General features: G+C 66.4%; 17 protein-coding genes. 14 read left to right on the top strand and 3 right to left on the bottom strand.

Annotated features, from left to right (window positions below; translation table 11 throughout):
• Positions 1 to 30: 30 nt before the first annotated feature.
• From J0A91_RS16135 to J0A91_RS16110, 6 genes are all read left to right on the top strand, one after another.
• Complete coding sequence (locus J0A91_RS16135; RefSeq protein WP_206364915.1) at positions 31 to 321, top strand: transposase; 291 nt, start codon at positions 31 to 33, stop codon at positions 319 to 321.
• Positions 318 to 686 carry an IS66 family insertion sequence element accessory protein TnpB gene (gene tnpB / locus J0A91_RS16130; protein ID WP_069205763.1) on the top strand — a complete coding sequence of 123 codons (369 nt, stop codon included), beginning with the start codon at positions 318 to 320 and terminating at the stop codon, positions 684 to 686. The genes J0A91_RS16135 and tnpB overlap by 4 nt, the downstream gene beginning before the upstream one ends.
• A 13-nt stretch (positions 687 to 699) precedes the next feature.
• Positions 700 to 1,871 (top strand): IS3 family transposase gene (locus tag J0A91_RS16125; protein ID WP_150126940.1). Its coding sequence is split into 2 segments (ribosomal slippage): positions 700 to 955 and positions 955 to 1,871, totalling 1,173 coding nucleotides; the frame shifts between segments, so codons are not numbered across the junction.
• A 159-nt stretch (positions 1,872 to 2,030) separates the two neighbouring features.
• Positions 2,031 to 2,759: an ABC transporter substrate-binding protein gene (locus J0A91_RS16120; protein ID WP_240502045.1), complete on the top strand. Its 729-nt coding sequence runs from the start codon at positions 2,031 to 2,033 to the stop codon at positions 2,757 to 2,759.
• 1 nt (position 2,760) lies between these two features.
• A complete protein-coding gene (locus tag J0A91_RS16115) occupies positions 2,761 to 3,930 on the top strand; it encodes an acyl-CoA dehydrogenase family protein (RefSeq protein WP_069205761.1) in 1,170 nt (389 codons plus the stop codon).
• Entirely contained in the window at positions 3,927 to 4,880 is a 954-nt protein-coding gene (locus tag J0A91_RS16110; RefSeq protein WP_069205760.1) for an NAD(P)-dependent oxidoreductase, read from the top strand. Before J0A91_RS16115 ends, J0A91_RS16110 begins: the two co-directional genes overlap by 4 nt.
• Positions 4,881 to 4,912: 32 nt before the next feature.
• Here the strand turns inward: J0A91_RS16110 and J0A91_RS16105 are convergent, their stop codons facing one another.
• Both J0A91_RS16105 and J0A91_RS16100 read right to left on the bottom strand, forming a co-directional pair.
• Positions 4,913 to 5,575, bottom strand: a complete 663-nt coding sequence (locus J0A91_RS16105) for a peroxiredoxin-like family protein (protein ID WP_069205759.1) — start codon at positions 5,573 to 5,575, stop codon at positions 4,913 to 4,915.
• A gap of 218 nt (positions 5,576 to 5,793) precedes the next feature.
• Complete coding sequence (locus tag J0A91_RS16100) at positions 5,794 to 6,633, bottom strand: LysR substrate-binding domain-containing protein (protein WP_069205758.1); 840 nt, start codon at positions 6,631 to 6,633, stop codon at positions 5,794 to 5,796.
• Positions 6,634 to 6,890: 257 nt separating this feature from the next.
• Here J0A91_RS16100 and J0A91_RS16095 point away from each other — a divergent pair, with 257 nt between their 5' ends.
• From J0A91_RS16095 to J0A91_RS16060, 8 genes are all read left to right on the top strand, one after another.
• A complete protein-coding gene (locus J0A91_RS16095) occupies positions 6,891 to 7,706 on the top strand; it encodes an ABC transporter permease (RefSeq protein WP_069205757.1) in 816 nt (271 codons plus the stop codon).
• The gene (locus J0A91_RS16090) at positions 7,706 to 8,488 is read left to right on the top strand and encodes an ABC transporter ATP-binding protein (protein WP_069205756.1); all 783 of its coding nucleotides are present in this window, start codon (positions 7,706 to 7,708) and stop codon (positions 8,486 to 8,488) included. Before J0A91_RS16095 ends, J0A91_RS16090 begins: the two co-directional genes overlap by 1 nt.
• Positions 8,485 to 9,096, top strand: coding sequence for a cysteine dioxygenase family protein (locus J0A91_RS16085; RefSeq protein WP_069205755.1), 612 nt, complete (start codon positions 8,485 to 8,487; stop codon positions 9,094 to 9,096). Before J0A91_RS16090 ends, J0A91_RS16085 begins: the two co-directional genes overlap by 4 nt.
• Positions 9,093 to 10,328 (top strand): rhodanese-like domain-containing protein, encoded by a 1,236-nt coding sequence (locus J0A91_RS16080; protein WP_069205754.1) that lies wholly within the window; start codon positions 9,093 to 9,095, stop codon positions 10,326 to 10,328. The genes J0A91_RS16085 and J0A91_RS16080 overlap by 4 nt, the downstream gene beginning before the upstream one ends.
• A gap of 23 nt (positions 10,329 to 10,351) precedes the next feature.
• Complete coding sequence (locus tag J0A91_RS16075; RefSeq protein ID WP_069205753.1) at positions 10,352 to 11,440, top strand: LLM class flavin-dependent oxidoreductase; 1,089 nt, start codon at positions 10,352 to 10,354, stop codon at positions 11,438 to 11,440.
• A 1-nt stretch (position 11,441) separates the two neighbouring features.
• The gene (locus J0A91_RS16070) at positions 11,442 to 12,524 is read left to right on the top strand and encodes an ABC transporter substrate-binding protein (RefSeq protein ID WP_083224718.1); all 1,083 of its coding nucleotides are present in this window, start codon (positions 11,442 to 11,444) and stop codon (positions 12,522 to 12,524) included.
• Between the two features lie 19 nt (positions 12,525 to 12,543).
• Positions 12,544 to 13,329, top strand: coding sequence for a class II aldolase/adducin family protein (locus J0A91_RS16065; protein ID WP_069205752.1), 786 nt, complete (start codon positions 12,544 to 12,546; stop codon positions 13,327 to 13,329).
• A 96-nt stretch (positions 13,330 to 13,425) separates the two neighbouring features.
• A protein-coding gene (locus J0A91_RS16060; protein ID WP_169833225.1) for an IS630 family transposase occupies positions 13,426 to 14,489 on the top strand; the annotation gives its coding sequence in 2 pieces (ribosomal slippage) (positions 13,426 to 13,917 and positions 13,920 to 14,489; 1,062 coding nt in all).
• A gap of 93 nt (positions 14,490 to 14,582) precedes the next feature.
• On the opposite strand, the gene J0A91_RS16055 is transcribed toward J0A91_RS16060, so the two are convergent.
• Positions 14,583 to 15,305 (bottom strand): TonB-dependent receptor domain-containing protein, encoded by a 723-nt coding sequence (locus tag J0A91_RS16055; protein ID WP_069205750.1) that lies wholly within the window; start codon positions 15,303 to 15,305, stop codon positions 14,583 to 14,585.
• Positions 15,306 to 15,379: the final 74 nt, after the last annotated feature.

Below are 15,379 nucleotides of genomic sequence, written 5' to 3'. Positions count from 1 at the left end.
GGTCGCAGGCGCTGGACGCGCGAGGCGAAGATGCGGATCATTGAAGAAACGTTGCGCCCTGGCGCGAACGTCGCGGATGTCGCCGGACGGCACGGCTTGGTGCCGCAACAACTCTACGGTTGGCGTAGTGCGGTGCGCGCTCGGGAGAGCGAGCCGGCGCTGAGCTTTGTGCCGCTGGCTTTGGAAGGTGCACCACCGTCGATCGCGTCGGGCAGTGCTGCGATCGTCGTGGAGACCGGCGATCTGACGATCCGCATTCCAGCGAGCGTGAGTGCCGATCATATCGAGCGCGTGTTCCTGGCGGCGCGAATGCTGTCGTGATCATCCCGCCTGGGCCGCTGAAGGTGATGGTGGCGACGAAGCCCGTCGACTTCCGCAAGGGTGCGATCGGTCTTGCGGCGCTGGTCGAGCATGAACTTGCCGGCAAACCCTTCTCGGGCGTCGCATGGGTGTTCCGCTCGAAGCGGGCGAACCGGATCAAGCTGCTGGTCTGGGACGGCAGCGGCCTGGTGCTGGTGAGCAAGGTTCTGCAGACCGGTGCCTTCCATTGGCCACGCGCCGGTGGCGGCGTGATGCGACTGTCGGCAGCGCAGATGTCGGCGTTGTTCGAGGGGCTCCAGTGGAGCCGGATGCATGTGAGGTGGTGCCGGTTTTCTAGACAGGAGGCTAAGCTATCCCGGACGTAAGGGATGGACGGCAATGAAGACGACGCGGAAGCGGTATACGGGTGAGTTCAAGGCCAAGGTGGCGCTGGAGGCGATCCGGGGTGACCTGACACTGGCCGAGCTGGCGACGAAGCATGGCATTCACCCGACGATGATTGCGACGTGGAAGCGGCAGGCGATCGAGGGCATGGCGGCGACCTTCTCGGGCGCGAGCGAAGCTGCCAGGGTGGCAGGCGATACCGAGATCGAGAAGCTGCACGCGAAGATCGGGCAATTGGTGGTGGAACGGGATTTTTTGTCGAAGGGGTTCGCGCGATGAGCGTCGCGGGGCGGCGACAGATGATCGAGCGGGGGCATGCCAGCCTGTCGATCGCGGCGCAGTGTCGGCTGGTATCGATCAGCCGGTCGTCGTTTTACTATGCGCCGATGCCGGAGACGACCGAGACGCTGGCGCTGATGGCGGTGATCGACGCCTCGTTCCTCGACCACCCCTGGTATGGCAGCCGCCAGATGGCCCGACATCTTCAGCGGCTCGGTCACGCGGTCGGGCGTCGGCGGGTGCGGCGGCTGATGGCGAAGATGGGGCTCGCGCCCATCTACCAGCGCCCACGGACGAGCGATCCGCACCCGGAGCACCGGATCTACCCATATCTGCTGCGCGATCTGGAGATCACCCGGCCGGGTCACGTCTGGTGCGCCGACATTACGTACCTGCCGATGCGGCGGGGCTTCCTCTATCTCGTCGCCGTCATGGACTGGGCATCGCGGAAAGTGCTCGCCTGGCGATTGTCGAACACGATGGACGCGGAATTCTGCGTCGAGGCTTTGAAGGAAGCGCTGGCGCGCTTTGGCAAGCCCGAGATCTTCAACACGGACCAAGGCAGCCAGTTCACGAGCACCGACTTCACCGGCGTGCTGCGCGATGCCGAGGTGCGGATCAGCATGGACGGGCGTGGCCGCTGGATGGACAACGTCTTCATCGAGCGGCTCTGGCGGTCGCTGAAATACGAATGCGTCTACCTGAACGCGTTCGACACCGGCTCTGAGTTGCGTACCGGCCGAGACCGGTGGATCACCTATTACAACGGGCAGCGGCCCCACTCTCGCCTCGCCGGTCGAACCCCGGACGAGGTGTATGGGCGAGGCAGCGCAACGCCATATCCGTGGCATGCCACGGATATGGCGTTCACCAGAATGGCGGCGTAAACCAATCGGGGTATAGCTTAGCTCAGCCGCCAAACTGTCCAAGAAGGCGGCACCACCTCACGGATCAAGCCCGAGCGCTTTCGGCTTGAGTATAGCGAGTTCCAGTCGGGCCAGCAGGTCGTCGAGGCGTTCAACGGCGGCTCGCTCGATTTCGGCGGGATGAGCGAGATTCCGCCGATCTTCGCCGCCGCCTCCAACATCCATAGCTTCCGCCAGATCGCGGTCCAGCATGGCGACGTCAACAATCAGGTGGTGCTGGTGCCCAGGGACTCGCGCGTTCGCTCGCTCGCCGATCTCAAGGGTAAGCGCGTCGCCTATGTGCGGGCGACGACGAGCCAGTATTTCCTTATCAAGATGCTCGAATCTGTCGGCCTGGGCTGGGCGGATATCACGCCGGTCGCGGTCGGCGTGTCGGACGGCGCGGCGGCGTTCTCGCGCGGATCGGTCGATGCCTGGGCGATCTACGGTTTCCCGATCCAGCGTGCCATCGCGACCGAGGGCGCAACCATCCTCAAGACCGCGCTCGGCTTCCTGTCGGGCAATTACATCGTGTCCGCGCATGTCGATGCGCTCGCCGATCCCGCCAAGGTCAAGATCATCGGTGAGTATCTGACGCTGCTTCGCCGCGCTTATGCCTGGGCGGCGGCGCATTCGGACCAATGGGCTGACATCATCGCCAGGGATATCGGCGTGTCGCAAGCCTATGTGCGGGATCAGTTCGCCCGCAGGAGCGCGCCCTACGAACTGCGCCCCGTCACCGACGCGGCGATCGCCTCGCAGGAGGAGGTCGCGCGCGTCTTCGCCGAGGCCGGGCAGGTGCAGCGAAAGGTCGATGTCCGCGCGCTGTGGGACGATCGCTTCAATCCCGTCATCGAAAAGGCTTTGTGAAATGGCCAGCGTCCTCGCCGCCGATCCCGAGACCGACCTGTCGCCCGAGCGGCTCGACCGCATCACCGCCACGCTCGCCGAGAGCGCCGGCGCGGTCGATCGGGCGGCAGAGTTCCCGCGCGACAATTTCGCGTTTCTGGCGCGCGAAGGGCTGATCGGGCTGACCGTGTCGCGCGCGCTCGGCGGTGTCGGGGCGGGGCTGGGCGATGCGCTGAAGGTGCTCGGCGCGGTCGCCAAGGGCGAACCTTCGACCGCGCTGATTCTGTTCATGACCTACGCCTATCACGCCGCGCCCACCAAGACGCGCGCGTGGCCGGCCGGGCTGTACGAGCGGCTGGCGCGCGAGGCTGTCGCCGGGCGCGGGCTGATCGGCGGCTTGCGGGTCGAACCCGAACTCGGCACGCCGGTGCGTGGCGGCTTGCCCAAGACGGTGGCGCGCCGCACCGACGAGGGCTGGGCGATCACCGGCGAGAAGATCTATTCGACCGGCTCGACCGGGCTCGACTGGTTCGCGGTGTGGGCGAAGACCGACGAGGAGACCCCGCGCGTCGGGAATTTCCTCGTGCCGGCGGATTCGCTCAACATCACGATCGAGCCGGTGTGGGATCACCTCGGCATGCGCGCGACGGTGAGCCACGAGGTTCGCTTCGCCGACACGCCGGTGCCGCTCGCGCATGGGGTCGATCTGCGCCGGCCCGAGGACTGGGCGCCGATCCCCGGCGACATCTCGCAGGGGGCGTGGAACGCACTGTCGATCTCGACGATCTATGACGGCGTGGCGCGGGCGGCGCGCGACTGGCTGGTGCGCTATCTCAACGATCGCGTGCCGAGCAACCTTGGCGCGAGCCTCGCCACGTTGCCGCGTTTTCAGGAGAAGGTCGGCGAGATCGAAGGGCTGTTACAGGTCAACCGCACGCTGATCGAGAATGCCGCCGCCAGAGTAGACGCGGGCGAGGCGATCAGCGCGAACGAGCTCACCATCGTCAAATGGGCGGCGACCGGCAATGCGATCCGCGCGGTCGAGATCGGGCTGGAATTGACCGGCAATCCCGGCCTCACGCGCAACAACCCGCTCGAACGCCATTATCGCGACGTGTTGTGCAGCCGAATCCATTCGCCGCAGAACGACACGATCCTGACGTCGGCGGGCCGTTCGGCGCTGGCGCTATGACTACGCCGCTCGTCATTGCCAGCCAGATGGAGGCGGATTTCAACGCCGGCCTTGCCGCGCATCCGATCGGCCCGCGTGTCATCCCCGTGCCCGAGGACAGGCCGTGGGAGGCGGCGAGGGAGGCCGATATCCTGCTGGTGCGGCCCTCGCCGGCGTGGCGCGGCAACCATGACCTCGCGCGGCCGGCGGCGTGGCCGGGGCGGTTGCGCTGGGTGTATAGCGCATCGGCGGGGATCGATTTCTATCCACCCTGGCTGCTCGACGCGCCGCTCGTCACCTGCGGGCGCGGCGTCGCTTCCGACGAGATCGCCGACTACGTGATCGCCGCGATCTACGCGCGCGCCAAGAACCTCGATGCGGTGACGGTGCATGCGCGTGCCGACTGGCGGCCGGCGATGCTCGGCCGGGTCGGTGGCAGCACGGTCGGGATCGTCGGACTGGGCGCGATCGGCGGCGCGGTGGCGCAGTGCGCGGTCGCGCTTGGCGCGCGCGTGGTGGCGGTGCGGCGCGGAACGGCGCCGGCGGAGACCGCGGGGGTCGAATTGCTCGACAGTGTCGAAAGCGTCGTCGTCGAGGCCGATCATATCGTCATCGCGGTGCCGGCGACGCTGGCGACGCGCGGACTGTTCGACGCAGCGATGTTCGCGCGGACCAAGCCGGGCGCGCACCTCATCAACGTCGCGCGCGGATCGGTGATCGATCAGGACGCGCTGATCGTCGCGCTGGACAGTGGGCAGCTCGATTTCGCCACGCTCGACGTGACCGAGCCCGAGCCGCTGCCGGACGGCCACCCGCTCTACACGCATCCGCGTGTGCGGCTGACGCCGCATGTCTCGTCCAACTATCTGATCGTCCGCCATCGGCTGAGCGAGAAGGTCGCCGAGGATATCGGGCGCTTCGCGCGGGGCGAGGCGCCGAGCGATATCGTCGATCGGGTGCGGGGGTATTGATCGGCCGCCGATCGATCTGATCCAACGGAAGCCTAGGCCGCCGCCGCGATCGTGGCTTCGGGAAGCTCGGCCAGGATCGCCTCGGGCTCTGGGCGCTCCATCCAGTCGGGGCTGACCGCGATGAAGCGGACCTGTGCGTCGCGACCGATAATCAAGATGGTCGGCTGTGGCAGAACCCAGGTGCCGGTGCCGGTGATCGACCCGATCCAGCTCTGGCCCGCCGCTACCGCCGGCTTATCCTCCGGCTCGAAGGTGATGCCAAGCCAATCGCCTAGCGCATTGTCCGGATCGCAGGCCAAGGTGAGTTTCAGCCCGTGCCGCGCGCGCAGTTCGGGATCGACCGGGGCTTGCGGGCTGACCGCGATCAGCGGGATGCCGGCGCGTGAGAGGGCGGGGAACAAGGCGCGGTCGTAACGCGGCAGCGCGATGTTGCAGGCCGGACAGCCGCCGAAGCGATAGAAGATCAGCACCGCCGGGCCGCGCGCGATCAGGTCGTCACGACGGATCGCGGTGCCATCCTCTGCAGTCAGCGTGAAATCATCGACCAGCTCGCCCGCCTGCGCGTGGTTGCGCGGATCGTATTTGCGGACCAGCGCGGCGCGCGTGGCCGCGTTTGCGCGCAGTTGCTCGGGCGCCCAGTCGTGCTCGCGCTCGGCCTGCAATGCGGCATAGGCCGCCTTCAAGGTATCCGTCATCGATCATGCCTCCTCGTTGTCCGAAGCCTAGCGAGCGAGGCGCGCGCGCTTCCAACGAGAAGCCGCGGCGGATCGATGAGGAATGCGAATATGCCCGTTCGTGAGCGCACCGATCTTTTAGACCCGTTCGTCCTGAGCTCGTCGAAGGACGTGCCAGGAGCGCCGGCGTTCGCGGCACGTGCTTCGACAAGCTCAGCACGAACGGATCGGTATATACGCTATCCCAGCGCCAGCACCGTCTCCCGCGCGAGATCGGCGAGGCGCTGCGTAGCGATGTCGAGGCCGTCGGCGGTCTGGAGGATGCAGGCGACGCGCGGCAGATCGGGGAGGGGGTGCGGCTCGATAGGCGTAGCGTCGCGCAGGAACAGGTGCGTGCGACAGGTGAGGCCAAGCCCCGCAGACACCGCCGAGCGCAGCGTCGTGAGGTTGGGCGTCTCCACCGTGATCCGGTATGGCCGCCCGGCTTCATCGAGCGCCCGGATCGCCGCTTCGCGGAAGCGGCACGGCTGCTCCAGCACCGCGAGCGGGATGATGTCGCGGCGCGCGAGGTCGCTGTCGCCGTACCAGCTCATCGGCGCGGTGGTGATCGCGGCAGGATCGCCGCCGGCTGCGAAACCGAGGATGATGTCGAGCTGGCGGCGTTCGAGCAGCCCCTGCAACTCGGCGGTGCCCGCCACGCGCGCATAGATCTGTGCGTCCGGGTGAAGCTCGGAGAAGCGCGCGAGCAGCCCGGTGAGCAGGCTTTCGGCGAAATCCTGCACCATCCCGACTCGCGCTGGGCCGGCGAAGCGCCCAGTGTTGATCGCCGCGATCGCCTCGTCATGCAGATCGAGCACGCGGCGGGCGTAATCGAGCATCATGTCGCCCGCCGGGGTGAGCGTCAGACGGCGACCCTCGCGGACGAACAGTGCCTGTTGCAGCAATTCCTCGAGCCGCTTGATCTGGAGGCTGAGCGCGGATTGGGTGACGAACACCTGCTCGGACGCGTTGAGCATCGAGCCCGAATCCACGATCGCCACGAAGCTGCGCAGCAAGGTCGTCGGCAGGTTGACGGGCATGTTTGTCCTTCGGGTGATCGGCCGCTCCGCGCGGAGTATCGATCAGGAATGAACTCCTACCAAAATACTATGCATTGCGTGCTGTAAACATAATCTTTGCTGGCTCGGGAGGCTTCGTGCAAAGCACGCAACCTATTGTACTATAAAGTTTAAAATGCGGTATGAGCGCTGCTTATAGGTGGTTCCGCTAAACTCGATTGAACGGATAGACATTCTGATGTTGCCTTGGGCCTCCAGACGCTTGGGACGGCCCAGACATGACCGCATACGCCCAGAGTGCCCCGCAACGGCACGCCCTATCCTTCAGACTGCCGGCCCGGCTGCTCGGGCGGTGGTTCTCGCCGCTCGTGCTGCTGCTGCTGTGGGAACTCGGCTCGCGCACCGGGCTGATTCCCGAACGCACGCTCGCTGCGCCTTCGGCCGTGCTCGGCGCGTTAGTGGCGATGATCGCTTCGGGCGAATTGCCGAGCAACCTGCTGGTGTCGTTCGGGCGGGTGTCGATCGGGCTGTCGATCGGGATCAGCGCCGGCATCGCGCTGGCGCTGGTCGCCGGGCTGTCGCGATCGGGCGAGATCACGGTCGATCCACTGATGCAGATCAAGCGCACGATTCCTGTCGTGGCGCTGTCGCCTTTGTTCATCGTCTGGTTCGGCATCGGCGAGACCACCAAGATCGCGCTGATCGCGTTCGCGACCGTGTTCCCGGTCTATCTCAACCTGTATAGCGGCATCCGCGCGGTCGATCCGCGGCTGATCGACGCGGCGCGCAGCTTCGGGCTCAGCCGGATCGAGCTGATCCAGCATGTCATCCTGCCCGCCGCCTTGCCGTCGCTGTTGGTGGGCCTGCGCTTCTCATTGTCGGTGGCGATCATCGTGCTCGTCATCGCCGAGCAGATCAACGCCTCGGCCGGGCTGGGCTATCTCATCAACAACGCGCGCGATTTCATGCGTACCGACATCATCGTCGTCTGCCTGATGGTCTACGCGCTGCTCGGCCTCGGTGCCGATTGGCTCGTGCGTGCCGTCGAAACCCGCGCTTTGGCATGGCGCCCCAGCATCGTGGAGCAAAACTGATGGACGTCGCCCGAGGATTCCTGCTGGCCAAGGCCGCAGATCTGCCGACCCCCGCCGTGCGCCTAAGCAACTTCACCCGCCGCTTCGGCGCCAATACGATCATCGACGGTCTTGATCTGGAGATCGCGCCAGGCGAGTTCGTCGCGCTGCTCGGCCGCTCGGGATCGGGCAAGACGACGCTGTTGCGCACGCTCGCCGGGATGGACGAGGTGCGCGGGCAGGACGTGTCGGTGCCCTCGGCGCGCGCGGTGGTGTTCCAGGATGCGCGGCTGCTGCCGTGGAAGACGGTGTGGCGCAACGTCGCGCTCGGGCTGAAGGGCGGCACTATCCGGGAACGCGCCGAGCAGGCGTTGCGCGAGGTTGGCCTCGGCCACCGGCTCGATGCGTGGCCGCTGACTTTGTCGGGTGGCGAGGCGCAACGCGTCGCGCTGGCGCGCGCGCTGGTGCGCGAGCCGCAACTGCTCCTGCTCGACGAGCCGTTCGCGGCGCTCGATGCGCTCACCCGTATCCGCATGCACGATCTGGTGCTGTCGCTGTGGCGCGCGCACCGCCCGGCGGTGCTGCTGGTCACGCACGACGTCGACGAGGCGATCGCGCTGGCTGACCGCGTGCTGGTGCTCGACAGCGGCCGGATCGTGGCCGAGGAGCGGATTGCCGCCGAGCGCGGCGATCGCGCAGGCCTCGCGCGAGGGTTGCGGGATACGCTGCTCGGCCATCTCGGCGTGGAGCGCGGTCCCGCGTTGGAGGAGGGCGTCGTGCATCTCGCCCGCGCCCGCGCGTGAATGCGTATCGCCCGATCACGGCGGCGATCGATACCGCACCGCTGCGGGACTTCGTGACCAGGTTTGCCGACCTGATCGACAGGAGCCGCCACCAACATGAAATCCTCGCGACCGGATCGGCGTTGCTTGGTCAGTTGATCGCGCGCGACGACTGGCTGCCCGAAGCGTTCGCCGTCCCGAACCCCGAGCGCTACCAGCAATATCTGCTCCACTGCGACAGCCGCGAGCGGTTCAGCGTGGTCAGCTTCGTGTGGGGCCCGGGACAGGCGACGCCGGTGCATGACCACCGCGTCTGGGGGCTGGTCGGCGTGTTGCGTGGCGCCGAACGCGTGCAACGCTATCGCCGGAGCGAAGACGGTACGATCGTGGCGGCCGGCGACGAGGTCTTGCTGGAGGCCGGCAAGGTCGAGGCGGTCGGCCCCGACATTGGCGATATCCACCGCGTCGCCAATGGCCGGGAGGATGGCCCCTCGGTCAGCATCCACGTCTATGGCGGCAATATCGGCGCGGTCGAACGTGCCACCTACGCCGCCGATGGCACCCCCAAACGCTTCATCTCGGGATACGCCAACGGCGTGCTCCCCAACATCTGGGACAGATCGGAATGACCAACATCACCCCGCAGGATATCCGCCGCGCGCTGCTCGTCGGAGACGAGATCGCGCTGATCGACGTTCGCGAGGAAGCGGAATTCGCGCTCGGTCACCCGCTGTTCGCCGCGCAGATTCCGCTGCGCCGCATCGATGCGGAGGCGCGCTGGCGGATTCCCCGACTCGAAACCTTGGTCGTCGTGTATGACAATGGCGAGGGGCTTGCCGGCGACGCCGCGAGCAAATTCGAAGCGCTCGGCTATCCCGACGTGCGGCGGCTTGAAGGCGGTCTCGCCGGCTGGCGCGACGCGGGCTACGAGCTGTTCGAGGACGTCAACAGCTACTCCAAGGCGTTCGGCGAACTGGTCGAGCATAACCGCCACACGCCCTCGCTTCCGGCCGAAGAGGTGCAGGCGCTCATCACCGAGAAGGCCGACATCGCGATCCTCGATGCGCGCCGCTACGATGAGTATAATACGATGAGCATCCCCGGCGGGCAGAGCGCGCCCGGTGCGGAACTGGTGTTGCGTGCGCGCGCCGCCGCGCCCGATCCCGACACGACGATCATCGTCAATTGCGCGGGCCGGACGCGCAGCATCATCGGCGCGCAGTCGCTCATCAATGCGAAATTGCCCAACAAGGTGTTCGCGCTTCGCAACGGCACGATCGGTTGGACGCTCGCCGGCCAGAGCCTTGAAACCGGGCAGCAGCGCGCCGCGCCAGACGCGGCGGGCGAAAGCGCCGAGGAAGCGCGCGCGACCGCGCGCAGCGTCGCCTATCGCGCCGGCGTCAAGCGGCTGAGCTGGGCCGATCTGGAAGTGCTCAAGGCCGATAGCGCGCGCACGCTCTACCTCTACGACGTGCGCCAGCCCGATGCGTTCGCGCGCGGGCATCTGCCCGGTTTTCGCAACGCGCAGGGCGGCCAGCTCGTGCAGGAGACCGATCACTTCGCGCCGGTACGGGGCGCGCGCATCGTGCTCTCCGATGATCTCGGCCCGCGCGCGGACATGACCGCATCGTGGCTGGCGCAACTCGGCTGGGAGGTGTTCGTGCTCGACGCCGACTTCACCGGCGATCTCGAAATCGGCCCCGACGGCGCGCCCGCGCCGCGCGGTCCCGAGGGCCGCTACAAGCGCCCTTATGAGGGCACCGACAACCAGCAGGCGGCGATGCAGGCCTATCTCGACTGGGAATACGGCCTCGTCGCCCAGCTCCAGAACGACGGCACGCACGGCTTCTACGTCATTTGACATCTCTCCAGAGGAGACATTCCATGAGCGTTAAGTTCATCGGCTATATCGGTTTCAACAACGGCTCCGAGACGCAAAGCGCGGTCCGCAGCCGCGCGCTCGACAAGGATTATGTCGAGGCGGCGGCGAAGGCGCAGGAGGCGGGCGGGTTCGATCGTGTGCTGATCCCGTTCGGGTCGAACAGCCCGGAAAGCCAGATCGTCGCCGCGCACGCCGCCGCGCTTACTACCAAACTCGGGTTCCTCGTCGCGCACCGGCCCGGCTTCACCCAGCCGACGCTCGCGGCGCGCCAGCTCGCCACGCTCGACCAGCTTTCGGGCGGGCGCATCGCGGTCCACATCATCACCGGCGGCGCCGATGAGGAGATGGCGCGCGACGGCGACACCGGCACGCACAAGGCCGAGCGCTACACGCGCACCGACGAATATCTGACGATCCTGCGCAATGAATGGACGTCGCCCAAGCCGTTCGACCATGCGGGCCGTTTCTACGAGGTGCGGCAGGCGTTCAGCGCGATCAAGCCCGACAATCTGCCGGTGTTCTTCGGCGGCTCGTCCGACGAGGCGATCGAGGTGGCCGGGCGGCATGCCGACGTTTACGCACTGTGGGGCGAGACGCTGGAACAGGTCGGCGAGACGGTGCGCCGCGTGCGCGCCTCGGCAGCGCGGCATGGCCGCCGGCCGGGTTTCTCGCTGTCGCTGCGCCCGGTGATCGCCGACACAGAAGAGGCAGCGTGGAAGAAGGCCGATGATATCGTCGAGCAGGTCCGCGCCAACCGCGAGGCGGCGGGGCTGCCGACCAGCGGCCATCGCCCGCCCAACGCCGGATCGCTCCGGTTGCTTCAAACGGCGAGCGCGGGCCGTCGCGATACGCGGCTGTGGACCGGCGTCGCGCAACTGACGGGGGCTGCCGGCAACAGCACCGGTCTGGTCGGTACGCCCGAGCAGGTCGCCGACGGGATGCTCGAGTATTGGGACATCGGCATCGACCATTTCCTGATCCGTGGCTTCGATCCGCTTGGCGATGCGATCGACTATGGGCGCGAGCTGTTGCCGCTGGTGCGGCGCAAGGTCGCGGAGCGCGAGAAGCTCGGTCTGGCGCTTGCGGGTTGAGATGATCGCGAACGCAATCCTCTATCCGCATCGCCTCCCTTCCGTTCGTGTCGAGCGAAGTCGAGACACGGGGCGCAGCGCTTGCCCCTCGACTTCGCTCGGGGCGAACGGAAGGTGGGGTTGGCGTGCCTCGGCGGCCGCGCTGTTTTCGCTGCTGCTCGCCGTCCTGTCAGCCTGCGGGCAGGGCAGCGACACGCACGTCCTCCGCGTCGCCAACCAGAAGGGCTCGACCAGGGCGATGATGGAAGCGGCGGGGGTGCTCAAGGGCGCACCGTACCGCATCGAATGGTCCGAATTCCCCGCCGCGCAACCGCTGATGGAAGCGGTGGGCGGCGGCGCGGCCGATCTTGGCCTGGCCGGCGATGCGCCGTTCATCTTCGCCTATCAAAGCGGCGCGGCCGTGAAAGCGGTCGGTGCGCTGGCGACCGCCGGCAATCCAAGCGACGCGCTCGGCGTGATCGTGCGTAACAGCTCGCCGATCCACTCAGTCGGCGATCTCGTTGGCAAGACGGTGACGACGACGCGCGGCTCGATCGGCCACCATATCCTGTTGCAGGCGCTCGAACGCGCCAAGATCCCGGCGGATCGTGTCACTGTGACCTTTCTGTCGCCAGCCGACGCCAAGGCGGCGTTCGACAACGGCACGGTCGATGCCTGGGCGATCTGGCCACCGTATATCAGCGTCGCCATCAAGGAGGGCGCGCGCACCGTCGTCGATGCGCGCGATTACGAACTGCCGGTCAGCTTCGAGGTTGCACACACCGCCGCGATCGCGCCCAAGGCGGCGCTGATGCGCGACTTCCTTCAGCGCGAGGCCAAGGCGCTCAACCGGGCGCGCGCCCACCCCGAAGCCTTCGCCAAGGTGCTGGCAAAGGAAACCGGCCTGCCGCTCGACATCGCGCGCGCCAGCTTCGATCGTAACAACCGCGTCTCGGTGCCGATCGACGCCGGCATTGTCGAGCATGAGCGCGTCGTCGCCAAACGCTTCGAAACCGCCGGTCTGATCGACGCCAAGCGCCCGGTCACCGAGGCTTTCGACACGGACGTCGGCAAGGGGCTGTTCCGGCCGCTCGCCGCGAACTGAATTTCCAAGGAGACCCAACATGGCAACGGTGTTCAACGAAGCCCCGACGATTCGCTGGAGCGAAGCGGAATGGCGCACGCGCGTCGATCTCGCCGCTTTCTATCGGCTGGCGGCGATCAACGGCTGGGACGATCTGATCTTCACCCACATTTCCGCGCGCGTGCCGGGGCCGGACCATCATTTCCTCATCAATCCCTATGGCCTCGCTTTCGATGAGATCACCGCGTCGAGCCTAGTCAAGATCGACCTCGACGGCAACCTGATCGAGCCCAACGAATACGGCATCAATTACGCCGGCTATGTGATCCACTCGGCGGTCCACGGCGCGCGCGAGGATGCTTTGTTCATCGCGCACTTCCACAGTCCCGACGGCATGGCGGTGTCCGCGCATGCGGAAGGTCTGTTGCCGCTCAACCAGCGCGCGCTCGCGATCATCCCGCGGCTGAGCTACCATGATTACGAGGGCGTCGCGCTCAACCTCGACGAGCGCGAGCGGCTGGTCGCCGATCTCGGCGAAACCAAGCTGATGCTGCTACGCAACCACGGCACGCTCGCGCTCGGCGCGTCGCCGGGCGAGGCGTGGACCAACATTCACCAGTTGGAGACCGCCTGCACCGCGCAGGTCCGCACACTCGGCATCGGTCGGGAGAATGTGCTGATCGCCCCGCAAGCCGCGCAGGATGAGGTACGCCGCCAGATGGCGCGTCCTCGCAACCCGTTGCAGGGCGAACGCTCGACGAGCGATCTCGTTTGGGCGGCGTCGCTTCGCAAGGCTGAGCGGCTGTCGCCCGGCTTCGACGTGTAAACGTAATACCAACCTGCGTCGAGGCTGACTCACGTAAGGGATACCCAAACGGGTGAAAGTCTGAATCTATGGCGCCCTGGATCGGAGGGCGTGACCATGGGATCAGCGATCGGCTTGCGGGACGATTTTGACGGAGCTGCATTGAGGAGATTGGCGCGCGGGTCGAAGAGCGCGAACCAGACTCGTCGTCTTTTGGCGTTGGCCGAGATTTATGACGGCGGCAGCCGGACCGCAGCGGCACGGATCGGCGGGGTGGGATTGCAGATCGTGCGCGACTGGGTGGTGCGGTTCAACGCCCGCGGTCCCGATGGGCTGCTTGATGGCAAGGCCCCCGGGGCCCGTTCCCGGCTCGATGATGCGCAACGGCGGGCGCTGGTTGAGGTTGTCGAGCGCGGTCCGATCTCGGCGATCCATGGCGTCGTTCGCTGGCGGCTGATCGACCTGGTCCAGTGGTTATACGACGAGTTCGCGGTGTCGCTCGATGAAACCACCGTGGGACGGGAATTGAAGAAGCTGGGCTACGTCAAGCTCACGGCGCGCCCTCGCCACCATGCCCAGAACGAGCTTGCCATGGATGCCTTCAAAAAGGGGGCTTTGCCGCCGAGCTGGCAAAGGTCGGAGCGATCCTCCCGAAGGGCACGCCCATAGAGATATGGTTCCAGGACGAAGCGCGGGTTGGCCAGAAGAACAAGATCACGCGGCGTTGGGCCCGGCGCGGGACACGGCCATCGGCACCCAAGGATCAGCGGACGAAATCAGCCTATATCTTCGGCGCGATCTGCCCCGAACACGGCAAGGGCGCTGGGCTGGTGCTGCCCTTCTGCAATACCGAAACCATGTCGCTGCATCTGACCGAGATATCGCTCGCCGTCGCCCCCGGCGCGCACGCGGCCGTGCTGATGGATCAGGCTGGCTGGCACATGACCGACAAGCTGGATGTGCCTGCCAATATCAGCATCATCGCCCTGCCAGCCAAATGTCCCGAGCTCAACCCGGTCGAAAACATCTGGCAGTTCATGCGCGAGAACTGGCTCTCCAACCGGGTCTTCACCTCCTACGACAACATCGTCGATCACTGCTGCGACGCGTGGAACAAGCTCCTCGATCAACCATGGCACATCATGACCATCGGCCGCCGAAAATGGGCTCGTGGGTCATGATTAATGCAGGTTGGTATAAGAAGAGACGTATCGTAAGACGAGACGGGGCCGCCGTTGCACCAGGCAACGGCGGCCTCGACGTTCATCGTCCGGCTACCGCGAGATCTTGAACGACACCAGCACCGTCGCTGGATCGGCGTAGTTCTTGTAGTAAATTCCCGTCGTCGGCGTGTACGAAGACCCCACCGGCGCATCGGCGCCGAGGATGTTCCGCCCTTCGACCCGTATCTGAAAGCTCGGGTCGCGCGGCGTCCAGGTGATCGCGCCGTTGACGAAGGTCTGCCCCGGCCCCCGGTCCTGCGGACGCGCGAGCGCGGCTGTATAGAAGCTGCCCTGATATTGCGCGTTCAGCGAGACCTTCACGTCGCCGAACTTGCCGGCGGGCAGATCGTAATTCGCGCCGCCCGAGACGCTCCACTTCGGCGCGTTGGTCAGCGGGTTGCCATCGGCATCGATGCCCTTGCCGCCCGCGCCCTTGTAATCGTCATATACTGCCTTGAGATAGCCGCCCGACGCCTGCAACGAGGCCCGCTTCGACAGGTGCAAGTCGTTCTCCAGCTCGACGCCCCAGCTATGCGCCTTGCCGGCGTTGCCGCGCCGTGAGCCGACATAGGCCGGATCGTAGAACGACACCTGCAAATCGCGGTAATCGTTATAGAACACTGCAAGGTTGCTGCGCAGGGCGCGGCCGAACAGGGTCGCCTTGAGTCCGCCCTCATAGGTCGTCACCTTCTCGGGGTTGAAGGGCAAGGTGGCGAGGTCGATCCGCGTCGCGCGATTGTCGAACCCGCCCGATTTGAAGCTTAGGCGCGGCACGAACGGGGATTGCTCAAGCGCTGTTGATATTCGTTAAAGCGGGGCGGGGGACCGTGCTCAACCGTGGCGAGATC

The organism is Sphingomonas panacis (assembly GCF_001717955.1).
Lineage (GTDB): Bacteria > Pseudomonadota > Alphaproteobacteria > Sphingomonadales > Sphingomonadaceae > Sphingomonas > Sphingomonas panacis.
This window is presented reverse-complemented; position numbering and strand designations above follow the sequence as displayed.

Bases quoted from the DNA above. Each gene is read 5' to 3' on its own strand.
- J0A91_RS16135 (WP_206364915.1), top strand. From the start codon at position 31: ATGCGGATCATTGAAGAAACGTTGCGCCCTGGCGCGAACGTCGCGGAT.
- J0A91_RS16120 (WP_240502045.1), top strand. From the start codon at position 2,031: ATGAGCGAGATTCCGCCGATCTTCGCCGCCGCCTCCAACATCCATAGC.
- J0A91_RS16115 (WP_069205761.1), top strand. From the start codon at position 2,761: ATGGCCAGCGTCCTCGCCGCCGATCCCGAGACCGACCTGTCGCCCGAG.
- J0A91_RS16110 (WP_069205760.1), top strand. From the start codon at position 3,927: ATGACTACGCCGCTCGTCATTGCCAGCCAGATGGAGGCGGATTTCAAC.
- J0A91_RS16105 (WP_069205759.1), bottom strand. From the start codon at position 5,575: ATGACGGATACCTTGAAGGCGGCCTATGCCGCATTGCAGGCCGAGCGC.
- J0A91_RS16100 (WP_069205758.1), bottom strand. From the start codon at position 6,633: ATGCCCGTCAACCTGCCGACGACCTTGCTGCGCAGCTTCGTGGCGATC.
- J0A91_RS16095 (WP_069205757.1), top strand. From the start codon at position 6,891: ATGACCGCATACGCCCAGAGTGCCCCGCAACGGCACGCCCTATCCTTC.
- J0A91_RS16090 (WP_069205756.1), top strand. From the start codon at position 7,706: ATGGACGTCGCCCGAGGATTCCTGCTGGCCAAGGCCGCAGATCTGCCG.
- J0A91_RS16080 (WP_069205754.1), top strand. From the start codon at position 9,093: ATGACCAACATCACCCCGCAGGATATCCGCCGCGCGCTGCTCGTCGGA.
- J0A91_RS16075 (WP_069205753.1), top strand. From the start codon at position 10,352: ATGAGCGTTAAGTTCATCGGCTATATCGGTTTCAACAACGGCTCCGAG.
- J0A91_RS16070 (WP_083224718.1), top strand. From the start codon at position 11,442: ATGATCGCGAACGCAATCCTCTATCCGCATCGCCTCCCTTCCGTTCGT.
- J0A91_RS16065 (WP_069205752.1), top strand. From the start codon at position 12,544: ATGGCAACGGTGTTCAACGAAGCCCCGACGATTCGCTGGAGCGAAGCG.